At 55.2% G+C, this 22,473-nt stretch carries 14 protein-coding genes and 1 pseudogene; 10 read left to right on the top strand and 5 right to left on the bottom strand.

Going from position 1 to position 22,473, the window contains the following annotated elements; genetic code table 11:
* Nucleotides 1-3: 3 nt before the first annotated feature.
* The gene (locus PspS04_RS01310; protein WP_159993180.1) at nucleotides 4-1,992 is read right to left on the bottom strand and encodes an RNA-binding domain-containing protein; all 1,989 of its coding nucleotides are present in this window, start codon (nucleotides 1,990-1,992) and stop codon (nucleotides 4-6) included.
* Between the two features lie 1,144 nt (nucleotides 1,993-3,136).
* Here PspS04_RS01310 and PspS04_RS01300 point away from each other — a divergent pair.
* From PspS04_RS01300 to PspS04_RS01280, 5 genes and pseudogenes are all read left to right on the top strand, one after another.
* Nucleotides 3,137-4,117 (top strand): annotated as a pseudogene (locus PspS04_RS01300) (integrase domain-containing protein).
* A complete protein-coding gene (locus PspS04_RS01295; protein ID WP_159993176.1) occupies nucleotides 4,114-4,389 on the top strand; it encodes a hypothetical protein in 276 nt (91 codons plus the stop codon). The pseudogene PspS04_RS01300 and the gene PspS04_RS01295 overlap by 4 nt, the downstream one beginning before the upstream one ends.
* Nucleotides 4,390-4,675: 286 nt before the next feature.
* The gene (locus PspS04_RS01290) at nucleotides 4,676-5,251 is read left to right on the top strand and encodes a poly-gamma-glutamate hydrolase family protein (RefSeq protein WP_159993174.1); all 576 of its coding nucleotides are present in this window, start codon (nucleotides 4,676-4,678) and stop codon (nucleotides 5,249-5,251) included.
* Between the two features lie 350 nt (nucleotides 5,252-5,601).
* Nucleotides 5,602-6,243 (top strand): hypothetical protein, encoded by a 642-nt coding sequence (locus PspS04_RS01285; RefSeq protein ID WP_159993172.1) that lies wholly within the window; start codon nucleotides 5,602-5,604, stop codon nucleotides 6,241-6,243.
* A 165-nt stretch (nucleotides 6,244-6,408) separates the two neighbouring features.
* Entirely contained in the window at nucleotides 6,409-7,404 is a 996-nt protein-coding gene (locus PspS04_RS01280) for a hypothetical protein (protein WP_159993170.1), read from the top strand.
* Between the two features lie 143 nt (nucleotides 7,405-7,547).
* On the opposite strand, the gene PspS04_RS27595 is transcribed toward PspS04_RS01280, so the two are convergent.
* Nucleotides 7,548-7,862, bottom strand: a complete 315-nt coding sequence (locus PspS04_RS27595; protein ID WP_237234954.1) for a hypothetical protein — start codon at nucleotides 7,860-7,862, stop codon at nucleotides 7,548-7,550.
* Nucleotides 7,823-10,120, bottom strand: a complete 2,298-nt coding sequence (locus PspS04_RS01275; RefSeq protein ID WP_237234953.1) for an AAA family ATPase — start codon at nucleotides 10,118-10,120, stop codon at nucleotides 7,823-7,825. The genes PspS04_RS27595 and PspS04_RS01275 overlap by 40 nt, the downstream gene beginning before the upstream one ends.
* A gap of 528 nt (nucleotides 10,121-10,648) precedes the next feature.
* On the opposite strand from PspS04_RS01275, the gene PspS04_RS01270 reads away from it, so the two are divergent.
* From PspS04_RS01270 to PspS04_RS01255, 4 genes are all read left to right on the top strand, one after another.
* The gene (locus PspS04_RS01270) at nucleotides 10,649-12,346 is read left to right on the top strand and encodes an ATP-dependent nuclease (protein WP_159993168.1); all 1,698 of its coding nucleotides are present in this window, start codon (nucleotides 10,649-10,651) and stop codon (nucleotides 12,344-12,346) included.
* A gap of 1,026 nt (nucleotides 12,347-13,372) precedes the next feature.
* Entirely contained in the window at nucleotides 13,373-14,917 is a 1,545-nt protein-coding gene (locus PspS04_RS01265) for an OmpA family protein (protein WP_095167416.1), read from the top strand.
* An 18-nt stretch (nucleotides 14,918-14,935) separates the two neighbouring features.
* Nucleotides 14,936-16,762 carry a hypothetical protein gene (locus tag PspS04_RS01260; RefSeq protein WP_159993166.1) on the top strand — a complete coding sequence of 609 codons (1,827 nt, stop codon included), beginning with the start codon at nucleotides 14,936-14,938 and terminating at the stop codon, nucleotides 16,760-16,762.
* A complete protein-coding gene (locus PspS04_RS01255) occupies nucleotides 16,762-17,595 on the top strand; it encodes a hypothetical protein (protein ID WP_237234952.1) in 834 nt (277 codons plus the stop codon). Before PspS04_RS01260 ends, PspS04_RS01255 begins: the two co-directional genes overlap by 1 nt.
* A 247-nt stretch (nucleotides 17,596-17,842) precedes the next feature.
* Here PspS04_RS01255 and PspS04_RS01250 read toward each other — a convergent pair whose 3' ends face one another.
* Nucleotides 17,843-19,129, bottom strand: coding sequence for an OprD family porin (locus PspS04_RS01250; protein WP_095167420.1), 1,287 nt, complete (start codon nucleotides 19,127-19,129; stop codon nucleotides 17,843-17,845).
* 291 nt (nucleotides 19,130-19,420) lie between these two features.
* The gene (locus tag PspS04_RS01245; protein WP_159993164.1) at nucleotides 19,421-20,116 is read right to left on the bottom strand and encodes a DsbA family protein; all 696 of its coding nucleotides are present in this window, start codon (nucleotides 20,114-20,116) and stop codon (nucleotides 19,421-19,423) included.
* A 228-nt stretch (nucleotides 20,117-20,344) separates the two neighbouring features.
* On the opposite strand from PspS04_RS01245, the gene PspS04_RS01240 reads away from it, so the two are divergent.
* Nucleotides 20,345-22,441 carry a TonB-dependent receptor gene (locus PspS04_RS01240; RefSeq protein ID WP_159993162.1) on the top strand — a complete coding sequence of 699 codons (2,097 nt, stop codon included), beginning with the start codon at nucleotides 20,345-20,347 and terminating at the stop codon, nucleotides 22,439-22,441.
* Nucleotides 22,442-22,473 lie beyond the last annotated feature (32 nt).

Here is a 22,473-nt window from a genome sequence, read left to right as displayed (position 1 = left end):
AACCTACTCCTCGTCCTGTCCACCCATGTGCGCTTTGTACGCCTGCCTTTCATGAGTCGGCTTGGACGGAAATGCCAACTGAATCTGCCTACTTTTCACCATTCCATTCAGGTACTGCTGACGGAGGGCATCTGGACTGCGCTTTACCAAATTAGCCAAAACGTTGAGCGTCAGATAGTGCTCCTTGCATAGGGTGATAATCACCTGTTGCATACGATCCTTTTGCATGCGCTCTCGATTGCGCGGCTCCTCAGCCAGTATTTCGAGCTTTTCTCGAAACCCTGCATCAAGCCTGTCCAAATCATCGATCAGCGGCGCGTCAATATGATTGCTCAATAAACAGCCATCATCGTTTCGCTGCATATCCAGCTCGACCTTATGTTCGGAGCTACCTGCGTTATGTTCGGAGCTAGCCCCGTTATGTTCGGAGCTGCCGGCGTAATGTTCGGAGCTCTGCAGCGGACCTGCGAACACTTGCTCCGGCGTAGGCAGTTGCTCACCCGGCAGGTGATAAATCATGCCCCGTGAGCGCCCGTCGGGCACAAGGAATCCCTCGCGTACCAACCGCGCAAGCAGTTGGCTCAAGTCATGAGCATGAGTATCACAAATCTCAAGGAGACGATTATGGCTGACCACCCGCTCAATCGCGGCCGTGGCCAAAATCAACCTGGCAGTATGTTCCAAGCTCTCGAAACGAACCCCAAATCGCTCTCGTAACTGCTCCACCACCCCTTCAGGAAGCAAGTCCAACATGCGAAGCTCAAGAAGGGTTTGCTCGGGCTCGGGCTTTTCATAAAGGGCTGGCGGTCGCCAATGCTGGCTGCGCCACCCGCTGTAGATTTTTGGAACCCCAGAACCACCACGCTCGCCAAGGCCTATAAGAAGAAACATTTGGTGCATTAGCCTGTTCCGGCAATCGCTGGTACCACCTTGCAACACCTGCTCAAGGGGTAAACGTAAGCCGCCAGGATTGCGAAAGCCAAACAAGTCAGGACGCTTCACGACTAACACAGAAACCCGCCCGGTATAGTCGGCATGGACCAAGGTATTAACCAAAGCCTCGCGCAGAGCTTCATGTACCGGTGTGTCATCCTGGCGCTGATCACCTTTGAGAACGAACGGTACCTTTAGGTCCTCAACCAACTTGCGATAAACCCGCCGGTAGAAATCAAACAGATTTCCTGACCAGGTTCCATCAGGGACGAGTCTATCCACCCAACGTAGTTCTGTTTTGGCCTGCGGCCGCTCCTGATAGTCCACAAAGTAATGCGGCACACTCTCTTGGATCGAAAGCCAGCGTCCGAACATCAGTAAACCTGCCAGAGTCAGCCCTTCGACTCCGTTCGCGCGGTCCTTTCGCCAGCCGCCTATCTGTCGGAGAAACTCAATCCCTTGGTGCTCCAGCGCTGGATGGCCTGGCTTTATGTCGCCAAGCATCTGGCGGTAGATACGCAGACTGTCCGGATCGATGTCTGCGAAGTCGTAATTTGGCAAAATCCGCTCGTCCCGACAGTCCTCCACTTGCTCTGCGAACATGCGGCGAACATCTTCCTCAGAGCAACGCCGATCACCCTCATGTAATCGACGATAAGTGTTACCTAGCGGCTGACCATTGAGAAATACCGGCTTCTGCTTACGCGAAGCCGCCGGGATTTTCACTTCAAGTACCTGCTTGCCCTCCAGCTCTCTGACGACCACCTCCCGGTCAGTCAGCAGATTGACACTGACCTTGGCCGGATTGTTGAGGGTATTGAACAGGTCAGTACGTACTTTCTCGATATTTGATAGACCTGCAACGCTGAACCGCCCATCCTTCTCGCGCACGCCAAGCAGTACTACCCCACCCTGAGTGTTAGCAAAAGCGGAGTAGGTTAACCAGAAATCCTTAGGCAACTCTCCCTTCCCATCCTGCCCCTGAGCGAGCTTGCATTCGAGCTCGACAGATTCCACCAGCGAGGGCAGGTCTTCAAGGGTGTGGGGATTGAGTGACATCAAAGACTTCCTAAATGATCAGCCTGCTTCACGTAGCTGCAAAAGGTCGAAGAAAAGACATACGTGCGGGGATTGTACTCAGTCTTCCATAGTCGCACGCAACTCGACGAGCGGAGACTAATCATGAACTGGTGGAGCCGATTTCCAGTCACCCATCAGCAGGAGGATGTCACTCCTCACGACTCTGCACGAATGTCACACGGCCAAAAGCCAATCGCGGCGCAGCAAAGTAAGCGTACGTTCTCGAAATCTCGATGATCCGCTTGTCCACGCGGGTCCATCCAAACAGGGCTGCAAAGCCGCCCTGCTTGGATGGACCTCACTTAAAAAAACTAAAGCCCACGCAACTGTCTGTGGAAAACCACTGATCTCCACCGGTGGATAATTTCATCCACAGCCGCAGGACTCCCGAAAACTCGAGCCTTGACCCAAATTATCCACAGGCGTAGAAAAGATAGGGCAAAGCGCTGTCGTTGACAGCAACCCAGGTAGCCAGAATCTTTAAGGCTACGCCACACCGTGGTGGTTCTCCCAAAGTGCGATTAGCGTCCGGCGGCTCGCATGGTCACAGCGATGTGATGGATGCCTACTTTTATCAGTGTGCCCACTGCGGCAACTCATCCCCTTTCATAGCTGCCCTGCAGCAACCTACCCGCTTGGCCATTTCCTTGCGCCAACCGGCGCCCGTCTCTTTCTCCCGGAAAGAGACGGGCGCTCCTACCGCTGCTGCAGCCCATGTCGTACATGGCTTTGCCGCAACTCTCCTCGTGACAATCGGCGTGACAAACGCCGAAGTCACCAGCAACAGCGATGCCGATGATGGTGCCGCAGCCTACGGAATGGACTGCACCTGACTGACAGTCAGGCATGCCCCGGTCATCGCATCACTACCTTCACTCGACTCAGGATCTCGCGGCATTGGTCTCGTCAGCCAGTGCAGCCTCCACCCGCCCACTTCTTTGGAAGTGTTCAGGAGGTCAGATCATGAGATGCCCAAGCTCCCGGTCGTAAAGAGCCGCCAGTCCTGCGTTAGAGGACAACCCTCACAGGTCGCAGGGGCCTTGATCCCTGATAACACTCAACATTCGTGGCGGGATGACGTGAGGAAGGTTTGAAACTTTTTGGCTTCGAGAGGAGTTCGATCATGGCACTGGTAGGTAAACGTGGCGGGCGCAATTTTGGCTATGGCCGGCAACTGAGTTATGCCGGGCCGCAGGCGTTAAAAGACATGTTCGGCGGAGGGCATTACGGGACCGTCAAAGCGCACAGTGATCGTTAGCTGGCATTTGTACGATGGTGTCGGTCTGAGGATGGGCCCGGGTTTAACGATGCGAGGCAAATTGATTGGCGGACCTTGCTGGACTACGCCGGTCATCTGCGTCACCAAGTTGAACAAGGCGCTATCAGCATCGCCACCGCGCAAAACCGGTTGTCCAGCGTAAACCGAACCATGGCCGCACTTCGCGGTGATCAGTATGTGAAAGTGCCGAGTCCGAGCAAGACGCTGGGAATGCGGCGGAACAGTGTTCGTCGCTCGGTGCCGCAAGGCCAAGACCGCGATCACGTGAAGCGGATCGTCGACGTGCTCTGCGAACACCAAATGCCGCGTGCGGCGGCCATCGCCCAGCTGGCGCGAGCCACCGGCATGCGCGTGCGCGAGGCCATTTTGGCCAACCTGCCCCGGCTGCAACGTGAAGCAGAGCAACTTGGCAGAATCAACATCCAGGACGGCACCAAAGGTGGCCGTTCAGGCGCGTCAGCACCTCGCTGGATTACGGTAGATAATCATATTGTCGACGCACTGAAGTTTGCCGAACAGGTCTTGCTCGACGGTAGCTGCAACCTGCTTGCACCGAACGAAAGCTACCTCGATTTTGTGCAGGGAATCGTCCGTCCCGCACGGGACATCATCCATAAGCACGACCTCAAAGGCTTCCACGAATTGCGGGCAGCCTATGCGTGCGAACGCTATGAAAAAATCACCCACTACCCCGCACCCATCAACGGTGGCCATTGCTATCAACTCGACCGACGCCTAGATCAGGAGGCCCGAGTACAAATCAGCTATGAGCTGGGGCACGGCCGTATCGACGTGGTATCGGCTTATATCGGTGGTCGAACATGAGCAAGCCATTCGATACGGAGCTGTTCTTGGCGGGCGTCCTGACTGGGTCTCACACCACGCGCCAACGCCACCTTCGTCAGGCGAAGACTATCCAAACAGCAATAGCTGAGCGCTGGCAACGCGACAATCCATGGACTTGGCAGAGAAAACACCTTGAGTGGTTTTTGAATCACCACCTAAAACAGCGCACTGACTCGACGCGCTATTACTACTTGCTGACCATGCAATTACTCACTCATCGCCTAGGAAAACCCTGGCAGTTCAACCGCTAAACGAAGGTCAGAAAACGGCCGAGGGTGTGTAAAAACGTTTTGAGCGCGACAGGTACTCAAAACTGGACTGGAAATCGCGCTTCTACGCGAAATCCACATCTGCTGACGTGCGATAAATTTCAGATTTAGCACAGACGCGTACACTTCATTTTTGGCGAAGCGTTTTTACACACTCTGGGCCAGAAGCAGACGTTCGATGTGTTCAGAAAGCAGAGGCGACTCGGTAGAAAGCTAGATAGTGGCTAGACTGATGAATCGATCTTCGCCCATTCAGGTATCCGAGCCCATGTCCGACAAGTACGTCACTTTTGCAGAACTCTCAACATCTGAGCCTGATGGCGCTTATCGCATCGTGGTGAGACCGAAAGGCAGTGCAGTAGCTTTAATTGCTCCTCACGCCGGAAAGATCGAGCCTGGAACATCGGAGATATGCAGGAGCGTCGCCGGGGAAGATCTCACGTATTATTTGTTTGAAGGTTGCAAGTCGCGCAGCAATCGACACCTGCATATCACAAGTTCACGCTTTGACGAGCCACAAGGAATCGATGTTGCCCAGTCAGCTCAGGTGGTTGTGACCTTTCATGGCCAAAAAGGGAATAAACATTTCGTCAACGTCGGAGGCTTGGCTGACCAGCTTTGTGCGTCAATGATCTGCCATCTTAAAGCCGCAGGTTTCACTGCAAGTCAACATAACGATACGAGCATTCAAGGGCACGACAAAAATAACATTTGTAATCGTGGGACCAAAGGGCAAGGCCTTCAGCTAGAAATTTCCTGCGGATTGAGAGATGCTTTAACAACGGATAAGAACGCTATGGCCCGCTTCTCTTCCGCTATTAGGTCTGCGTTAGATGAGCGTTAACAATTCACTCGAAACCTATACGACTTCTAAACACTGCTGGAGCCCAGTATTCGGTTGATCCACAGCGGTCGGCCGTTACTGTCAGTTCTTGGTCTACTCTCGCCTGTCGAGAGTCAAATAAAATCTGTCCCCTCTTTGCTGCTTTTGGCTGCACCAACCAGGAATGTATACCTCCGCGACTAACTGCGTAACTACCCCTGAACACTCCGATACATTGCTGACCGCACGCTTACCGCCCGACATATCGAGACTGCAAGCAGCTAACCGGAAACGGTCTTTATTAAGACGTCACACGTGCGTCAAAGTGGCTTGACGGCTACAGTGGGCCATCATGATAGGGAGACAAGAGCATGCAACGAGGCGCAGCTTTTTTTGCAGGGATGACCAAGACTCAGTTGCGAGCCTGTATCCGGTTGCGACTGAAAGAGCGGGAGCTTGAGGAGGTCTTTCAAGACGACTTGATCTCAGATCTTATCGCCGAAAAGCACTACTACTGCTCTGTCCACGATCTGCGGCCGAGCCAGTTCCGCATGCTGTATCGACCTGGTGGCGGCTATGACTTTTATGGTCTGTTTGATCCAGGTATATGGCATAAGGTGTCTTGGTCTCAATGCTTAGATCCAAGAGATCAAAATGAATGGATTCAATCTGCACTGCGCCTGGCATCAGCGCCCTTTTTATCCGCTCGGAGGCTTGAGTTTCCGATCTGTGAGCGTTGTGGAGCTCTTCCCTCTACCGAAGTGGATCACGTGAGTCCCGAATTCCAATTGATAGCCCGTCAGGCGATGCAGCTTATGACAACTTCTGAGTTTCGCAACGCATTTCGTGGTTTCGATTGGTGGAGCGACCAACCTTTCACATTACCTGTAGACAACTCCGCTCTCGCCCACACGCTACAGGCGCATCAGAGCGCGACGCTACAAGCCGTGTGTAAGGACTGTCATCTGCAAAACGCCGCTGGCCGCAAGACGCTGCGGGGCGGATCCGCCTAGGCACAACCGTATCTGGAGCAGCTCTCTTTTGGGGATCGAGGCCTCGGACCTGGTTTCATAAAACACTAACTGTACGCTTAGACAGGCTGGTTGCATAACCACTGATGCGACGATAACATCATGCTTCGATGGTCAAGCCTCGCCCCATGCCTTGTGGAGTAGCCCATGTCGTCATCTAGCACAGCCACTCACGAAATCAGGTATCTCGATGAAATCAAAAGTCTTTTCGCTATTGATTTCGATTGTCTGTTGTCGAAAGAAACCTACAGCCGTCCTTTACGCTCCTATCATTTGATCAAATCAGAAGCACAGTGTCAGTTTCTTAAGAAGGGTAGTCGGTGTGGGCAAGAGCACTCTCATGGATTTGCGGTGGAGTGCATAAACGGGCAACGGGTGTTGATTGGCAACTGCTGCGCCTTCAACCATCTAGGTCTTGATGACGACCAAGTCAGGAAGGCCCTTTTAGAGCTGGGCTCCGCAGAGCGTATTTCTATCCGAGCCCACCAAATAAACGAAAGGATTAAGGACCGAACAGAACTGATTACACGTGTCAAAAACGCCCTGAAACAGCTCCGCCACCTAGAAAGTCAAATATTCCGAATCCGTGAAGCTTTTCCTGAGGCGGTTTTTGAAAATCTTTTGGAGCGCTGGCGTCGCAACTCTTTCCAGATAACGTGGGAATACCAGATCACCAAGAAAGACGAAACGGCAAAAGGCAAGGACGCCGTTGAACGCCGGTGGTATCCACACATTTGTGGATTCCTTAAAGGCCTGGGACTTTGGCTGGATTTGGATGCGCAAAGCTACCAAGAAAAACTTTACTCCTTTCTCCATCGATTCGAAGCAATTCCTACCAAGAAGCGCCTGACCAAGGCTGAACTGCTTGAAACCGAGGCGATCTTTCGCGAGCTTGGTGCGCTTTCAGTGATTGAGCGGGAGTTCGGGGCTCAGCAAAAGTTGATCTTCGACTTCTTGGAGCCAGAGAACCTGGTATTGACGGTGCAAATGGTTAAAACTCAGACGCTTAGAGCTAAAAATGTTGAAGCCGTCCAGCAGCTGACTTCAACTTTGTTGGGTGTGCGCCCCGAACGCTTCGTAGCAGAGGTGGATCAAGATCTCAAGCAACGCTATGGAGCGACGGGTATTCGTATCGCGTCGTGATTGGAGGTCGATCTCACCAATCAACAATAAAGGCACTCCGAGGAGCGCCTTTATCTAACCTATTTTAATGCTCGCTGGTAGGCTTGGAATCAACCTGGGCGTATCGTTGGAGAGCTTTGCTCCCTGCACTAGCTATTACTCGACTAAGCCACTTCAGCGCGTCGCTTGGTCAAACCGTCACGCCATGCCTTGAGTGTTTCCAAGTCCTGACGCAGCTCTGGCTCATCCGGGATAAACACGGGGATTTCACTAGATTGACTGTGTTCGTAGCAGCTGTACTTGGTCATCAATGTATCAATCAGTTTGCAGTCCTGTGGCAAAATGCCCTGGATAGCATGCAGACGGTTATCGGTGGTAATGCTACGCCGATGCCGGAGCACGACCTTGTTGAGCAAATCCTCTTCAACTGATCGCTCAATCAGCTTGCGAAACTCACTGCAAACTCCTTGGGCGAGCATCCGGTAGGCCGCAGCCCCCCCGTCTCACCCGCCTTGCGCGCGGTATCCAGCTTACTGATCAACATGTTGTTGGCCTTTTTTGTATTGGCGTTCCAAACGTCTTGGTCTGCCGGGTGGCCCGCAACACCAGCGTAGGCTTCGATACACATAGGCTGGTGGTGATCTGCTTTCCACCTATCACCTTCTTTTCGTGCCAGATCTTCCAGGATTCCGTAAAGGGACAATCGGTGAGTGAGCACAATCACCTGCCTGGTTTTGGCAAGCTCAACGAGGCGGCATGCCACAAACCACTCGAAGTCATGGTCGAGAGAGGAGATAGGATCATCAAATAAGAAAGGGGCCGCTCCCGGCTTATCACAGACATCGGCCAGAAATGCCGCAAGGGAAATAATACGACGTTCCCCGTCACTCAAGACACTGTCGGGCATGGCACGGCCGTTTTGAGCACCTTTGAGCTTGAGCTGATGCAGTACCTTGGCGTTGCGAGTTCTGGTCTTGACCAATTCGACTTGTATACGGGTTGCGCCGAGTGCCAGGAGCTCACGATTGAAGCGTTCAACGTACACCTCGGTGACGACGGCCTGGGTCACTTCTGCTGATTTCATCGATATCGCCCGGGTGCCTGCTAACCCTTTCCAGGACTCATAGTCTTTCACCTTACGCAAGCGATCGATCTCAATACCAATTGCCGCAGTTTGCTCTGTAATCCACTTCTTGGCTTCCAGCGCGAGCTTTTGGTTCGACGCCTGCGCTCTATCAAAGCCCAGAGCATCCTGATCGTATTGGGCGGCGGTCGCTTCCAGTTCATCTAGATAAACCGTCAACTTAATGATGGCTTCATCGACTCCGTGAACTGGGGTTGCAGGCTGGCCGACCTCATGGGTATTCAGAGCGTTTTTGGCTGAAAGCGCTTGCTGCCAGAATCCTTTGAGGTAATTCCACCAAGCCTCATCTGTCACGCCGGCAGCCTGGCACTGGGTCTGCATATCTTGTTCAGAGGTGATGCCTGGCAGTTGATCAAGACTCGCTTTGTACGTTGATTCAGCGGTCTTGGCATCCGACTCAAGCTTGCCGTGCACGAAGGATTCAAAGTCCTTCAAACGCTGCTGCGCATCTTCAGACAGTTCTTGGTGACATAGCACGCACCGTGCATCCGCAGTCGCCGGAAAGACAATTTCTGGATATGGCGTTGCGGAATAGAGCCTGGCAGCCTCCCACATCGCACGCCATGTGGCGGTACCCACCCCTTCAAGCGCGGCTGACTTTACCTTGGCGCCCTCGACAGCAATTTGTCGTTTGGACACCGCATCCTGTCTGAGGAGGCGCAGCGCCTGGATGTTATCGACCCCAAAAGCAGTAGACGCTTGCTGGAGTGCACTGATGATCTTCTGGAGCTCGACCTTGGTGCGTCGTTTCTGTTGTGCCAGCGCGGAGGGATCTTCGGTCTTGAGGCGTTCCACTAGGTCTAAAAGCCGACGCTCGTCTTCGGCGGCCCAACGTAGGGCCGTTTCAAGTTCAGCCACGGACAACTTACCGAGCTCGCTGTACAGCTTTTTGGAGGGAGTTGCGCCGTAAATCGATGGGAGCACGGGTAATGCGCTGACCAGTTTGTCTTGCTCGGACTCTAGAGTCTGCCGAACCATTTCGACCGAAGAAGCGAGCTTCTCAAAGAGACTGATGACGGGAGGGATGTAGGTCGCTGCGCTTTCAGCTGTCAGATAATGGCTGGCCTCGTCACTGTCGAAGATGTCGATGCCTCGCAGTGTGTCGACGGCATCGCCTTCTACGCTCCACTCATGCAAGCTCTCTACGCCGTTGAGCTGAGAGGTGATACTGCATTTGCTGTGTGCCGGTGCGGCCTTAAATACGTTGGTTTTCAGGTCAACGGCCCTTGGCTTGCCCGATATCTTTTTGAGAATGCGGGTATAGCTGGATTTACCTGATCCGTTGTGACCGTAGATCACGGTGAGGTTCGCGCTGCCAAATTCAAGTGGAACACGGGGCTCCAGATTTTCGATCCCGACAACCTCGGCGATTCGAACCAGCCGTAGCTCATCTCCTACCTTTGGATTGTTGGTCAACTCCACAAAGCCGCGGTGCTTAGTAGGTTTTTGGCCTGCTGGAGTCTTGATGATGGCCACTAGGGCTGTAATGTCCGCCGGACTCAGCTCTCCATTTTTCAGAAGCCTGTCAGCGGCCTCTTGTAGCCAGTCATTTTGCTTTAACAGCCATGTACGAATTTCTGCTTGAACGTCCACTGTATTCCCTCCCTGATGGTACATCGTAGCAAAACGCTATCAGAGCCAACGGTGCGGAGCTAGGTCATTTACAAATGTAGAGTTGCGCGTATTTTCCTGAAGTTTTCACGGACGCTAAAATGAGCGTTACTTACTGAATCGGCCATAGATTCGTAAACTCCTTCTAGCGGCCGCCTCTGGCCGCCTGTCACCTGTCGCCTGTCGCCTGTCGCCTGTCGCCTGTCGCCACGGCAGCTTTTGGCGGATTTCTGACTATTCTCTACAAAAGAGATGATCGACAACGTTCAAATTCAGGGGGGATTGATCAAGGAAATAAATCTGTCCCCTTTTCCATGTCCCCTTTTCCAAGGCGGCGTAGATGGCTTCGCTATGGGTGACATCAGCGGCACGCCAGCCGGCGAGCCCGTGGTCTAAAAAATAAATCCGTCCCCTTTACACCCTTTACACTCATATATTTTTTACTGACCATAGTTTAACTATATAATTTAAGCGTGCAGAATTTTGCAAAAAAACATAAAGGAAAATCTAATGTCGGAGCTAGTAACTTTGCCGAACAAACCTATTGTATCTATATCTAAACTAGTGTTTTCAGGCGGCAGTAATTTCTCCCTTGGTCCGAATGAAAAAATAATATTGGTCGGCCCTAACAATAGCGGAAAATCGCAATCTCTTCGCGACATTCTGGCCATCTGTGACAGCGGAAAAAACGAGCAAGCAATAGTCATATCAGAGATCGAAATTTCAAAATCATGCAGCACAGAAGAATTCCGTAAGTTTTTGGTAGAAGAAGCAGACTATGTAAATGGGACGTATCGCCACAAAGATTGGCAAGTTCCCGAAAGCCATATTCAGTTCTGGGAATATCCGTACCTAATCCACGGTCTATCGCCAGGATTTATAAAAAAAATTGCAGCCGATGATCGATTAATGGTATGCGAACAACAGCAGAGCATTTCACCCGGCGATCAAAAATCAAAGCCACAGCATGTTCTGTATGACGACGAAGCTTTGATGAAGAAAATAAGTGGGCTTTTTAAGCGAGCATTTGGCAAGGAACTAATGTTCGATTTTCGAGGAGGAAGCCGCCTTCCGATTCACGTAGGGGAGCCTCCTAAACTTGAGGGAACAGTTGATCGTGTAGGCGATTCGTATGTAAACGCCATCCGTCAAAACCCACTGTTAGATAAGCAGGGTGACGGAATGAAAAGCTACGCCGGCATTCTATTTGAAGCCGTCGTGGCAGATCGAAATGTTACTTTGATTGATGAGCCAGAAGCTTTCCTACACCCACCGCAAATGCGGCGCCTAGGTGAAACCCTTTCGTCTGAAGTTAGTGGGCAATTAATAGTTTCAACCCATAGCAGCGATATCTTGCGCGGTTTTTTGGAAGGGACACAAGGGGATGTACGTATTTTACGCATCCGCCGTGAAGGAATCGTAAACATAGTCTCAGAAGCATCTCCGGAAGTGATAAAGGAGCTTTGGGAAAAACCGGAACTTCGTTACTCAAACGCGCTTGAAGGTATTTTTCACGAGCAGACCATAATTTGCGAAGATGACAGTGATTGCAGGTTAATTAACTCAATTGCGGATCATTTGTCTGCTGGCTCCATCGAGCAGTGGAAAGATACAGCCTATGTGCCTACCGGTGGAAAGCATGGCATTCCTAAGGTTGCTGGAGTTCTAAGAAAGATAGGCGTGCCAGTGAAAGCAGTATTTGATATTGACTTCTTGTCTGAGCGTGATTTAGTTAGGTCAACAGTCACAGCATTTGGCGGTCTTTGGGATGAAATCGAACCTCTATGGGCTCGCGTCGATACGGCTGTGCGGAATGGCATCAAGGCAAAAACAGTAGAGCAAATCAAGCAAGAAGTAATCATGATATTAAACAGCTCTGGTGACGGTGATCTTCCAAAAGGAGACATTGCTGAAGCAATGAAACAAGGTAAGCCTTGGGCGGAGATCAAGAAATACGGTACACGAGCGATACCTAACGGGGATGCCCAGCGAGATTATAATAATCTCCGAGATAAACTGGAAGAAGTTGGGATATTTCTAGTTCCTGTCGGAGAGATTGAAAATTTTTGCCCAGAAATTGGATCACACGGACCTAAGTTTGTAAATAAGCTACTATCAAATATATCGCTTAGCGACAACCGCCTGGACGAACTTCGCATATTTGTAGAACGAGTGCACAAAGGGCTCCATAGCAAACTAGATAACTAGGCAATTGGTTTTTTTGAATGTCACTCCGGTACAGAATTCCGAAGTGAATTTAATTGCACCGAAAGCTGGGGCTCAACTGCGCTACGACCCATTAGACACCGGTTCCGCTGGTCATTCGCTAATGCCCGATTCTTATTAGTGCTAACCAGCACCTATTGGTCTGAAGCCGGCACGTGTGCCTGACCGCTTTCAACTGATTCCTGCCCATTATCCATGGCGGTAATAATCAGCAACGTTCGAACTCAGCAGGTTCGCCTGGCCATATGCTGCTCTGGAGCATTTACGTGTAGGACGATAGCGCGAAAATGATCCCGGGTTCGATTCCACTGAGCGCCATAACTAGCTGATTTATTTATAGTTACTAGTTGGGGTACACCAAATTTTCCATCGAGTTCCAGTCCCACAGAAAACCTAACCTCGCGCCATGCAACCGTTCGTCTGGTGCCGGCACCATACAAGGTTCCAGAGAAGGCTTTCAAAATCTCTGCCCTCCCCCGAAAAACCCGCCTTCTGGCGGGTTTTTTCGTTTTAGCCTTATGCCAACCTCCATTCCCCCCTTCTCCCCCACCTCCGCAACCACCAAAGTCTGTCAAAAGTCAGATTTGTCGTTTTTCAACATATCACAATGCCACTATTGTTCATTTTCGCTCTATCATGTGCCCATTACCCTCGATCCAATAGCTGACGGCTGTGATGTGCTAGATTTGTCGCCTCTACGCGGCACCTACGAACACGGACGTCCCGGCCTTTAACGCCTGGCACTTATACGGATATTCCCCTCCATGGGCTTTTGCCTGGGTCACTGCATCACCTGTTTTTTGCCTGGAGTCCTGCGCACTGCACGCGGCTCGGGCTTTTGTGTGCCTGTCGTTTGTGGCCGCAGGGTTTCGAAGACGCGCACTGCGATCGATCAACAAGCACCGCGGGGATTTTCAATCGCCGGCGGGGCGTCACTCATTCAGCTGCTGGGCTGACAAGAATTCCCGTCTGATGGGCGGGTAAAGGAATGGGGAAAAGGACATTGGCATGCGTGTAAATGGAAGAGTGAAACCTACGGCCCTTGCGGTGGCGGTAGCGGTCGGCCTGAGTGGTTGTGCGCAGATCGACAATTACATGGGCGAGTCGTCGGGGACCACCGCCTGTATGACGGGCGCCGCCGTGGGTGCCTTGGTGGGAGTGGCCGTCGTGGTACTGACCAAAGGCGACGGCAAGGACATGGTGGTCGCCGGGACCGCTGGCGCAGGTGCCGGTTGTGGTGTGGCCCTGCTGTACCGCGACCGGGTGCAGAAACTGCAGGCCGTGGCCAAGCAGGAAGGCCTGGTGATGCAGGTCAATGAGTTGAACGCCAATGTCGCCGCCACCCCGAACGCCGCGCCGAAACTGCAAGCCGTTGGGGTTGAAGCCCAGGTCCAGTCTTCGGAGATGTTTGCCGTGGGCTCGGCAGAGTTGACTCCGGCCGGTCGTCGCCAACTGACGTCGCTAGCGACGGCACTGACAGACAAGCAAGCGGACAAGGCCCCCGCTACCAAGAAAATCCTGGTGGTTGGACATACCGACGCCACCGGCTCGGCTGATTTCAATCAGAAGCTGTCGGAACAACGCGCGCGCGCCGTAGGCCAGATCCTTGCCGATGTCGGTATTCCCCGTCAGAACATTTACTACCAGGGCGCCGGTGCATCGCGTCCGCTGGCCAACAACGCCACCGAGCAAGGGCGCACCGAGAACCGCCGTGTCGAGTTCGTCGAAGTGCAGAGCGAGCAGCTGCTGGTGGAGCGCGTGCGCAATGAGCGCAGCAACGCCAAGTACCTCGCCCATGGCACTGCGCCTGCAACTACCGCCAAGCCGGCGACTACCAAGCCTTCGAGCAAGCCTGCGGTCGTGGCCAGCAAGCCCACGAGCAAGACCCCAGCCCCGGTTGCCCAGGCACCCGCGCCAGCACCTGAGCTCAAAGCGCCCGTGGTTGCCGACAGCTCGCCGAACGTGCCGCTCAGCGGCAAGGGTGGTGTCGACTTCGGTGGCCGTCCAGTGACCGATACCCGCTCGCAACTGGCCATGGGCATCACCCCGAAAAGCTCGCCCTTCGCCATCATCGGCACCGCCAACGCTGCGGCCCCGCTCAGTTCTTGCGTTGCCGACATGCCGCGTATCGAGGGTCAGGTCAAGAGCCTGGCGGACGACAAGCCGCTGAAGGAATTCGCCACCACCGAGTTTTTCCCTGGCCTGAACGGCAAGCCATGGGCCACTGCGGTGAACGGTCACTCCGTGGCCGTAGGCCCGATTGCCGTGCTGCGTGACGGCGCCAAAGTGGCCCAGGCACCGAAGATGCAATTGATCACCGACTTCGCCGGCGCACAGAAAAAGCAGAGCCCGAGCTACGCCTCGGTGGCCAACACCTACGAAGGTGAAAACCAGATTCTGTACCGCGTGTTCGCGATCGATCAGCAAAAGTCGCCGGTGAGCTGCATCGATATCGTGTTCGACAAACGCGCCGGCAATGCAGTCGCCGGTGAAATCTATTACCCGAAACAGGGTGACGCTTACGTCGCTCAGTTCACTCCCAAGCGTCGATAAGTAGAGAGGAACCCACCCATGCTCGAGATTTTCCGCGCGTTTTTTACCGCGTACTGGTATGTGATCATTCCGGTCGTGTTCACCACCCTGATGGCGATTCCGGTCATTGTTTACTGGTCATCCTTCAAATACTGGTGGATGAACCTGCGCATTCGCATGCCGGGTTTTGGCCGGATTCGCCACTGGGTCAAGAACCCGGGCACAAAGGAAGCCCCATCCGAAGAGAATCCCAAGGCCCTGGGTTTTCTATCGTCGGAAAGCGAGTTGTGCCATTTTTACGAAGCCTACTATCGCGATCACCAACCGTCGGAAGCGGCCTTCCATCGCAACCAGGACTACCTGGGCAAAATTCATGAGGATGGTCGCCACGAGAAAGGTCTTGGTTTGTGGAGCTTGATTATCATCCTGATGCTGATCGAGGCCACGGCCTTCGGTTTTGCCCTGGCGCCCTTCGCCCTGACCCTGGCCACGCCAAACACCGCGATGGCCGGTGCGTTCGCCATCGGCCTGGTGATCTCGATCATTGGCTTGTTCCTCTCCGAGTTCGCGGGTCGGGTGCTGTACAAAAACAGCGTCATCGATCACATCATGTCCTACCAAAGCCTGCGCCGCAGTGGTAGCGAAGGCGACTTCACCGGCAAGGGTGTCATCACCCTCGACAACACCAAAAGTGATAGCGAGCTGCCCGAGTATCAGCAGATGCTCAACCGGGTCAAAGTGGATAAGAAAGACGGCATGCCCATCAAGAGCTTCGGTGTTCTTATCGGTTATGGCGTATTTATTATCGGCCTGGCGGCAGCGGCTTTCTGGGTTCGTACCGAAACCCTCAACGCTCAGGAAACCGACCTGATTGCCAACCCTCCTGCCATCAGCCAGTCCGCTGACGACTTCCCGAGCAACGATGGCGTGCCACTTCCGGACGACATGCAAGCGATGTCCGATAGCGCGGCAGGTAAATCGGCGCAAGACCAGATCGATGCCCTGCACCGTGCATCCCTGGTGACCTTTGCCGTCTTGAGCGGGCTGTTTATCTTCATCCAGGCGACCTCGACTTACCTGGCATACATTTACGGGTTTGCCGGTATTCACTCACGCAGGGCCTGGGAGTTGGTCCACAAATTTTCCAGCGCCGATGAGTACATGCGTTATCACGCCAGAAAAGCCCGCAGCGTCGCCAACGATGCACAGGCTTCACTGGGCACACTGCAGGGCCTGCAAATGAAAGTGTTCCGCATTGGTGGTGAAGACGAGACAAAATTGCGCGAAGACTTGTCGAGCCGCAACTTCAAGGCCTTCATCAACGAGGAAGATGACAAGGCCGCGCGCAAAGGTATCAAAGACGGTGAAGCGGGTACCCGGACTCAGGCTCGCCAACTTATCCTGAACTATCTCAATCAGATCATGGCCGATGTGAATGCTGCCATTAAGGCCGGCGACGACGCGAAGATAAACCAATTGATCGCCCAAGCCATGCCACGTCTTGAGCAGATCGATGACAAGGATCCAGAGTTGGTTGGTTTGAAGCAGAGCTTCAACTCCCTGAAAATCTTCTACGTTGCTCCAGCGCCTGCGCCCACAGCAGCTCCAGCTCCAGCTCCCGCCCCTGCACCGGTAGTCGCCCAGGTCGTGGCCGTCACCGTGGAAGCCACCCCGGCTCCTGCGCCCGTCGCCGCACCAGCACCCGCAGCCGCTGCGTCGACCACCGGTTTCGACCACAACGCCTTCGGCGACCTGACCGCCTTCGATGAAGATGACATCGACTACGTGGCCAACAAGAAAGGCGTGGACGCCGCCACTATCCGTCGCGCGCGCAAGCTGCAAATGCTCGATAAGCAGGAGGTCTGATGAAGTTCAAGAGCCTGCTGCTGGCTCTGGCATTCGTGCCCGCTGCCCTGGTGGCAGCGGAGCGCAATGATGTGCCGAGCTGCTACGCCCAGACCAAGATCGAGCAGTTTCGCAGTGCGCCTTCCGGGCGCATGTTGACGGTGGTGGTCGACCAGACCACGCCGCTGACCCAGGACCTGCAGAAAACCGCCTGGGGCCACATCAAGCGCTTCCTGCAGCCCGGCGACAAGCTGCGCCTGTACTCGTTCAGCGCCTACCTCGACGGCCATTACACGCGCCTGCAGTTTGCCGGCGAACTGGAAAAGCCGATCGACCCGGCCGTAATCGGCGATGTGCCGATGATGGCCAGCCGCAAGTTCGACAGCTGCATGAAGGGCCAATCGACCGTCTTCTATCAGCGCTTCGGCAAGGCCTTCGCCAGCGCCATGGGCAAGTCCAGCTCGGACATCCCGCGCAGTGAAATCCTGTTCAGCCTGAAGTCCATCGGCGACGACCTCAAGAGCGCCGAAGGGGTGGACGACAACGTCATCCTGCTGATGTCCGACATGCTCGAGTACAGCGACTTCGGCAGCTTCTACACCAACAACGGGATCCGCGAGATCAATCCCGGCGTGGAGCTGGCGAAGGTCGAGAAGCAAAACCTGCTGGCGGACTTTGGCGGGGCCCGGGTCTATGTGCATGGGGCGGCCTTTGTGCCCACCCAGATCAAGAACGGCTACCGCAGCGGCAAGATGATCCAGAACCTCGAAGGCTTCTGGAGCCAGTACTTCGCCAAGTCCAATGCCACGCTCAAAGGCTTTGGTAACCCTGAGCTGACTAGCGCGGTGGAGTGATTGCACCAATTGTGACTGCCTCACACTCGTATGTGGCGTGCGCCGAACTTTGTAGGAGCTGGCTTGCCAGCGAAGAACGTCAACGATGACGCAGCGCAATCAGGCGGATTGCGTTGTCCTGACGTCCATCGCGAGCAGGCTCGCTCCTACAGGGGGCGGGATGTTTTCAGCATAAAAAAGCCCCAACTCTCGCGAGTCGGGGCTTTTTTTTTCAGCCTGGTATCAGGCCGCGATCACGCATGCTTTATCAGAACACGTTGATCGGGTAATCCACGTACACCCGCAGCTCGTTGCCGCTGACGTTGTACTCGCTGGATTTCTGCGACACGCGCAGGATCGAGCTACGCAGCTTCACACTCAGGTCTTTGGCCGGGCCGCTCTGGACCACGTACTTGAACTGGTTGAAGATTTCGCGCTCGGTGCCACCGGTGCTGGTGGAGGTGGTGATGTTGTCGCCACGCACGTAAGCCACGTTGTAGGTCAGGCCTGGCACGCCGAAAGCGCCGAAGTCGAGGCCGTAGCCCAACTGCCAGCTGCGCTCGTCTTCAGCGTTGAAGTCGGACCAGTAGGAGTTGGCCAGGTAGATGGTATTGCCACCGTCACCGACACGACCCTGGTCTTTCTGGTAGCCGCCGTAGGCGTAGCCCAGGTTGCTGTCACCGGTGCTGCGCTGGTGCGCCAGGGTGAACGAGTGCGGACCGGTGGCGAAGGTGCCTGCCAGGCTCCAGATCTTGTTGTCGTCGCCAGTGGCGCCGCTTTCACGAACGTAGGAGTCTTCCAGCTTGGTGCGGTAGCCGTTCAGGTCCAGGGTCAGGGACTGATCGCTGGCCAGCGGGAACACGTAGTTCAGGTTGATGTACTGCTTCTTCAGCACGTCTTCGACGTCGGAAGCGTACAGCGCGCCCTTGAACTGCTCGGTGAACTGGTAGCTACCGCCCAACACGTTGATCGACTTCAGGCCACCGCTGTCACGGCCTTCGGCGCTTTTACGCGACTCGGCAGTGAAACGACCGGCGTTCAGTTCCAGGCCTTCGATCTCTTTGGAAGTGATCAGGGTACCGGTGTAGCTTTCCGGCAGCAGGCGGGAGTTGTCGTAGTTCAGCACCGGCAGGGCCGGCATCTGGTCACCGTAGGTCAGCACGGTGCTCGACAGACGGAATTTCACCGCCGCGCCAGCCTTGGACAGGTCGTTGGCTGCAGCGCCGCTGTCGCCTTGCTTGAAGAAGTCGATGCCACCGGCACCGCTACGACCCTTGCCGCCGTCCAGGCGCAGAGCGTACAGACCGAAAGCGTCCACACCAACACCGACGGTGCCCTGGGTGAAGCCCGAGGAGAAGGTGCCAATGGCAGCCTGGCCCCATTCGGCCTTATCGTCGTTACCATCCTTGTAATCGCGATTGATGTAGGCGTTGCGCAGCAGCACTTTCAGGCTGCTGTCTTCAACAAAACCCTTGGACTCAGCTTGGTCATTGGCCATTGCTTGAGTCGCGCTCAACATCCCCAGTGCGATCAGACTAATACGCTTATTCAACATGTTATTTTCCTTATTACGGGTTGATACGCGCTGTGACCGCTGGCTGAAATGGCTGCTTTTGCGCTCTTTTTTCATCCCTAAACAAAAGGGCCCGCCCACACAAAAGCGTGGCGGGCCCTTTTTTATTGTTTTGAGTCGTGGCTACGTGCCACAGGCGTTGGGGCGAATCCTATCCGCGCATGTAACTGTGTGTCAATTTCGTGAATCGTCTGTAATAAGACGAAAATTGTCTAAGAAATCAGTTGCCGGCGGTACTCATAGACTCGTGGATAAGCCGCTGAGCCCGCACGATCAATGGACACAACCGTCCAGCCCACAGGTCAGAGCCACTGCCGCGCTATCAAGCGCAGGCTGTTTCAGCGACTGGCCCAGCCATTGGGCAAAGGCTTCAGGCTTGCCCAGCCAAGGGCCGATATCGATCAGGGAAAACTGCCCATCCTGCTCCAGCACCAGCGTCGGAAACCCTTGCCCGCCAACCTCTGCCAGCAGCCCGCGGCTGTGCTTGAAGTGGACCTGCAACTCGTTGGCCAGGATCTGCTTGAACTCCGCCTCAAAGGCCTCGGCGTCCAGGCCGATGGCGGTGGCCAGTTCCCGCAGCACCGCCTCTTCGGCAATGCGCCGACCTTGCACATAGTGTGCACTCTGCAAGCACCCGAGCAGTTCCAGGCCACGACCACCAAGCCGTTCCGCTGCCAGCACTGCTGCGGTCGGTGGCGCCGAATCGAAGACTGCCGAGTGATCACGCAGCAGGCCGTCGAAATAAGCCTGGCCAAACGGCTGCCCGCTGTACTCGGCAATTCGCCGGTCGTGGGGCATCACATAGTCACGCAATTGCGCACTCACCGGCTGCCGGTCGGCTCCGGTCATCATGCCGCCGCCGTGCAGCAAAACCGGCAAAACCGCCTGCGCTGCCTGCACCAGGGGTTTAGCGCCATAGCACCAGCCACACAAGGGATCGTAAATATAATGAAGGGTCGGGCCAGACATCCGGGGCTCCAGCAAAGGGTCAGAATGAGTGGCAAGCAGGTTATGCCGGACGCGATCCTGGAAAAACCTCGCCTCGCGACTTGGTTTGTTGCACAGAGCGGTCGAATCGCCAACGAAATAATTAGTAACAATCAACCCAGGCGGGGCATCAGGAATAATTAACGGAAGTAAATAGCAAGCATTACCATTCGCACCCTCGAATGACCTACCCCTCCGGATGCGTTTCAAATGCCTGCCCCCTTCCGTCTTACGTCCGTCACCCTGGGCTTATGCGCCTCGTTGACCGGCGGTTTTACCTGCGCTGCGATCACTGAATTGCCCGCCACCTCGATCAGCGCCGAAGTAGGCGAAATCGACGATTCACGGGTCAAGATAGTCAGCACCGCGACCCGCACCGCCACCCCGGTGCGCTACGTCCCGCAGGCCATCGACTCGGTAAAAACCGCCAACCTCTCCGACTACGGCACCAACGACCTGGGCACGGCCCTGGGCGGCATCCCCAACGTCAGCAGCGGCGCCGACACGCGCTTCGACAGCTTGCGCATTCGCGGTTTCGACGCCAGTAACGATTTCTACCTCGACGGCATCCGCGACGACAGCCAGTACGTGCGCGACTTGCACAACATCGAGCGCATTGAAGTGCTCAAAGGCCCGGCCGCAGTGCTGTACGGCCGTGGCAGCCAGGGCGGGATCGTCAACCGGGTGAGCAAGTTGCCAGAGTTCGGCCGCCGCTCGACCCTCGAAGCCCAGGGCGGCAGCGAGGACATGCGCAGCCTGTATGCCGACCTGAGCACCGACCCGAGCGAAAACCTCAGCCTGCGCCTGAACATGGGCAACCTGGATGAAAACAGCTTCCGCGACGGCGTCAGTGGCAGCCGCCAACTGTTCGCACCGTCGATGAGCTGGCAACTGACACCGGACCTGAACTGGTTGGTGCAGTACGAATACAGCCGCTACAACCGCACGCCCGATCGCGGCATCCCGGCCATCAACGGACGGCCCGCCGATGTCGGCCGCGATACCACCTACGGCACCGATAACGATTTCATCGACGACAAGTCGCAATCCCTGCGCTCGAAACTCAGTTACGAGCTTGCCGACAACTGGCAACTGCGCCACACCCTGGGGGTGTTCAAGCTCAACAGTGATTTCGACAACACCTACGTCACCAATGTGAACACCACGACCAACCAGGTGGTTCGCCAGCATTGGCAACAGGACCTGACCACCCGCAATGTGTTCAACAACCTGGAACTGGAAGGCGGTTTCAGCACCTTCGGCCTCGAGCATCGCCTGCTCAGCGGGCTGGAACTGGGCAGCCAGCGCCGCGATCCGAAACTGTACAACGCGGCCACCACGCCACCGGGCAACAGCCCCGTGCCGAACCTGGACCTGTACCACCCCGACCGGAACATCGTGCACACCGGGCGCATGCAGGTCTTCAGCGACTCCCACACCGAAGTCGAAAGCCGCGCCATTTACCTGCAGGACCAACTGCGCCTCAACGATCAATGGCAACTGCTGGCCGGTGTGCGTTATGACACCTTCGATGTCGACTCGACCAACCAGCTCAAGAACATCTCCGAAGACCGCGACAGCCACAGCACCAGCCCACGGCTCGGCGTGGTCTGGACCCCGCTGCAGAACCACTCGTTCTACGCCTCTTGGAGCAAGACCTTCTCGCCCGTCGGTGGCGGCCTGATCGGCATCACGCCGGGCCTGACCACCAACGTCAACGACCTGAGCCCCGAGCTGACCAAGCAGAAAGAGATCGGCGTGAAGAGCGACTGGCTCGACGACCGCCTGAGCACCACCCTGGCGATCTACGAACTTGAGCTCTACAACCGTCGCACCAGCGATTCCAACGATCCGACCGTGACCCTGCTCACCGGCGTGCAACGTTCGCGTGGTATCGAACTGACTGGCGCCGGGAAAATCACCGGCAATTGGTATGTGCGCGGCGGCATGGGCTTTCAGGACGCCACCGTCGAGAAAGATAACAACGGCTTTGAGGGCAAGCGCATCAGCAACGTCGCCAAGCGCAACGGCAGCCTGTTCATCACCTGGAAACCGGAGATGGGCTGGTACGCCGAGACGGGCCTGACCCTGGTGGGCGATCGTTACGCCGACAACCTCAACACCACCGTCCTGCCCGGTTATGGCCGCTGGGACGCCCTGGCCGGTTTCCGCCAGAAAGACTGGGACCTGCGCGCAGCGCTGAACAACATCAGCGACAAGACTTACTACGAGTCGTCGACCAGCGCCTACCAGATCCAGCCTGGGGCACCCCGCAGCCTGGTCGTCACCGGGACCTACAGTTTCTAAAGGCAAAAAAAAGCGCTGCCATCCGGGCAGCG

This window comes from Pseudomonas sp. S04 (assembly GCF_009834545.1).
Lineage (GTDB): Bacteria > Pseudomonadota > Gammaproteobacteria > Pseudomonadales > Pseudomonadaceae > Aquipseudomonas.
The sequence above is the reverse complement of the archived record's forward strand: the minus strand, read 5'-3'. Positions and strand labels throughout refer to the sequence as shown.

What these genes read in the sequence shown, in the direction of transcription:
- PspS04_RS01310 (WP_159993180.1), bottom strand. Translation starts at nt 1,992, where the DNA reads ATGTCACTCAATCCCCACACCCTTGAAGACCTGCCCTCGCTGGTGGAA.
- PspS04_RS01295 (WP_159993176.1), top strand. Translation starts at nt 4,114, where the DNA reads ATGAGCAAGCCATTCGATACGGAGCTGTTCTTGGCGGGCGTCCTGACT.
- PspS04_RS01290 (WP_159993174.1), top strand. Translation starts at nt 4,676, where the DNA reads ATGTCCGACAAGTACGTCACTTTTGCAGAACTCTCAACATCTGAGCCT.
- PspS04_RS01285 (WP_159993172.1), top strand. Translation starts at nt 5,602, where the DNA reads ATGCAACGAGGCGCAGCTTTTTTTGCAGGGATGACCAAGACTCAGTTG.
- PspS04_RS01280 (WP_159993170.1), top strand. Translation starts at nt 6,409, where the DNA reads ATGTCGTCATCTAGCACAGCCACTCACGAAATCAGGTATCTCGATGAA.
- PspS04_RS27595 (WP_237234954.1), bottom strand. Translation starts at nt 7,862, where the DNA reads ATGCTCGCCCAAGGAGTTTGCAGTGAGTTTCGCAAGCTGATTGAGCGA.
- PspS04_RS01270 (WP_159993168.1), top strand. Translation starts at nt 10,649, where the DNA reads ATGTCGGAGCTAGTAACTTTGCCGAACAAACCTATTGTATCTATATCT.
- PspS04_RS01265 (WP_095167416.1), top strand. Translation starts at nt 13,373, where the DNA reads ATGCGTGTAAATGGAAGAGTGAAACCTACGGCCCTTGCGGTGGCGGTA.
- PspS04_RS01260 (WP_159993166.1), top strand. Translation starts at nt 14,936, where the DNA reads ATGCTCGAGATTTTCCGCGCGTTTTTTACCGCGTACTGGTATGTGATC.
- PspS04_RS01255 (WP_237234952.1), top strand. Translation starts at nt 16,762, where the DNA reads ATGAAGTTCAAGAGCCTGCTGCTGGCTCTGGCATTCGTGCCCGCTGCC.
- PspS04_RS01250 (WP_095167420.1), bottom strand. Translation starts at nt 19,129, where the DNA reads ATGTTGAATAAGCGTATTAGTCTGATCGCACTGGGGATGTTGAGCGCG.
- PspS04_RS01245 (WP_159993164.1), bottom strand. Translation starts at nt 20,116, where the DNA reads ATGTCTGGCCCGACCCTTCATTATATTTACGATCCCTTGTGTGGCTGG.
- PspS04_RS01240 (WP_159993162.1), top strand. Translation starts at nt 20,345, where the DNA reads ATGCCTGCCCCCTTCCGTCTTACGTCCGTCACCCTGGGCTTATGCGCC.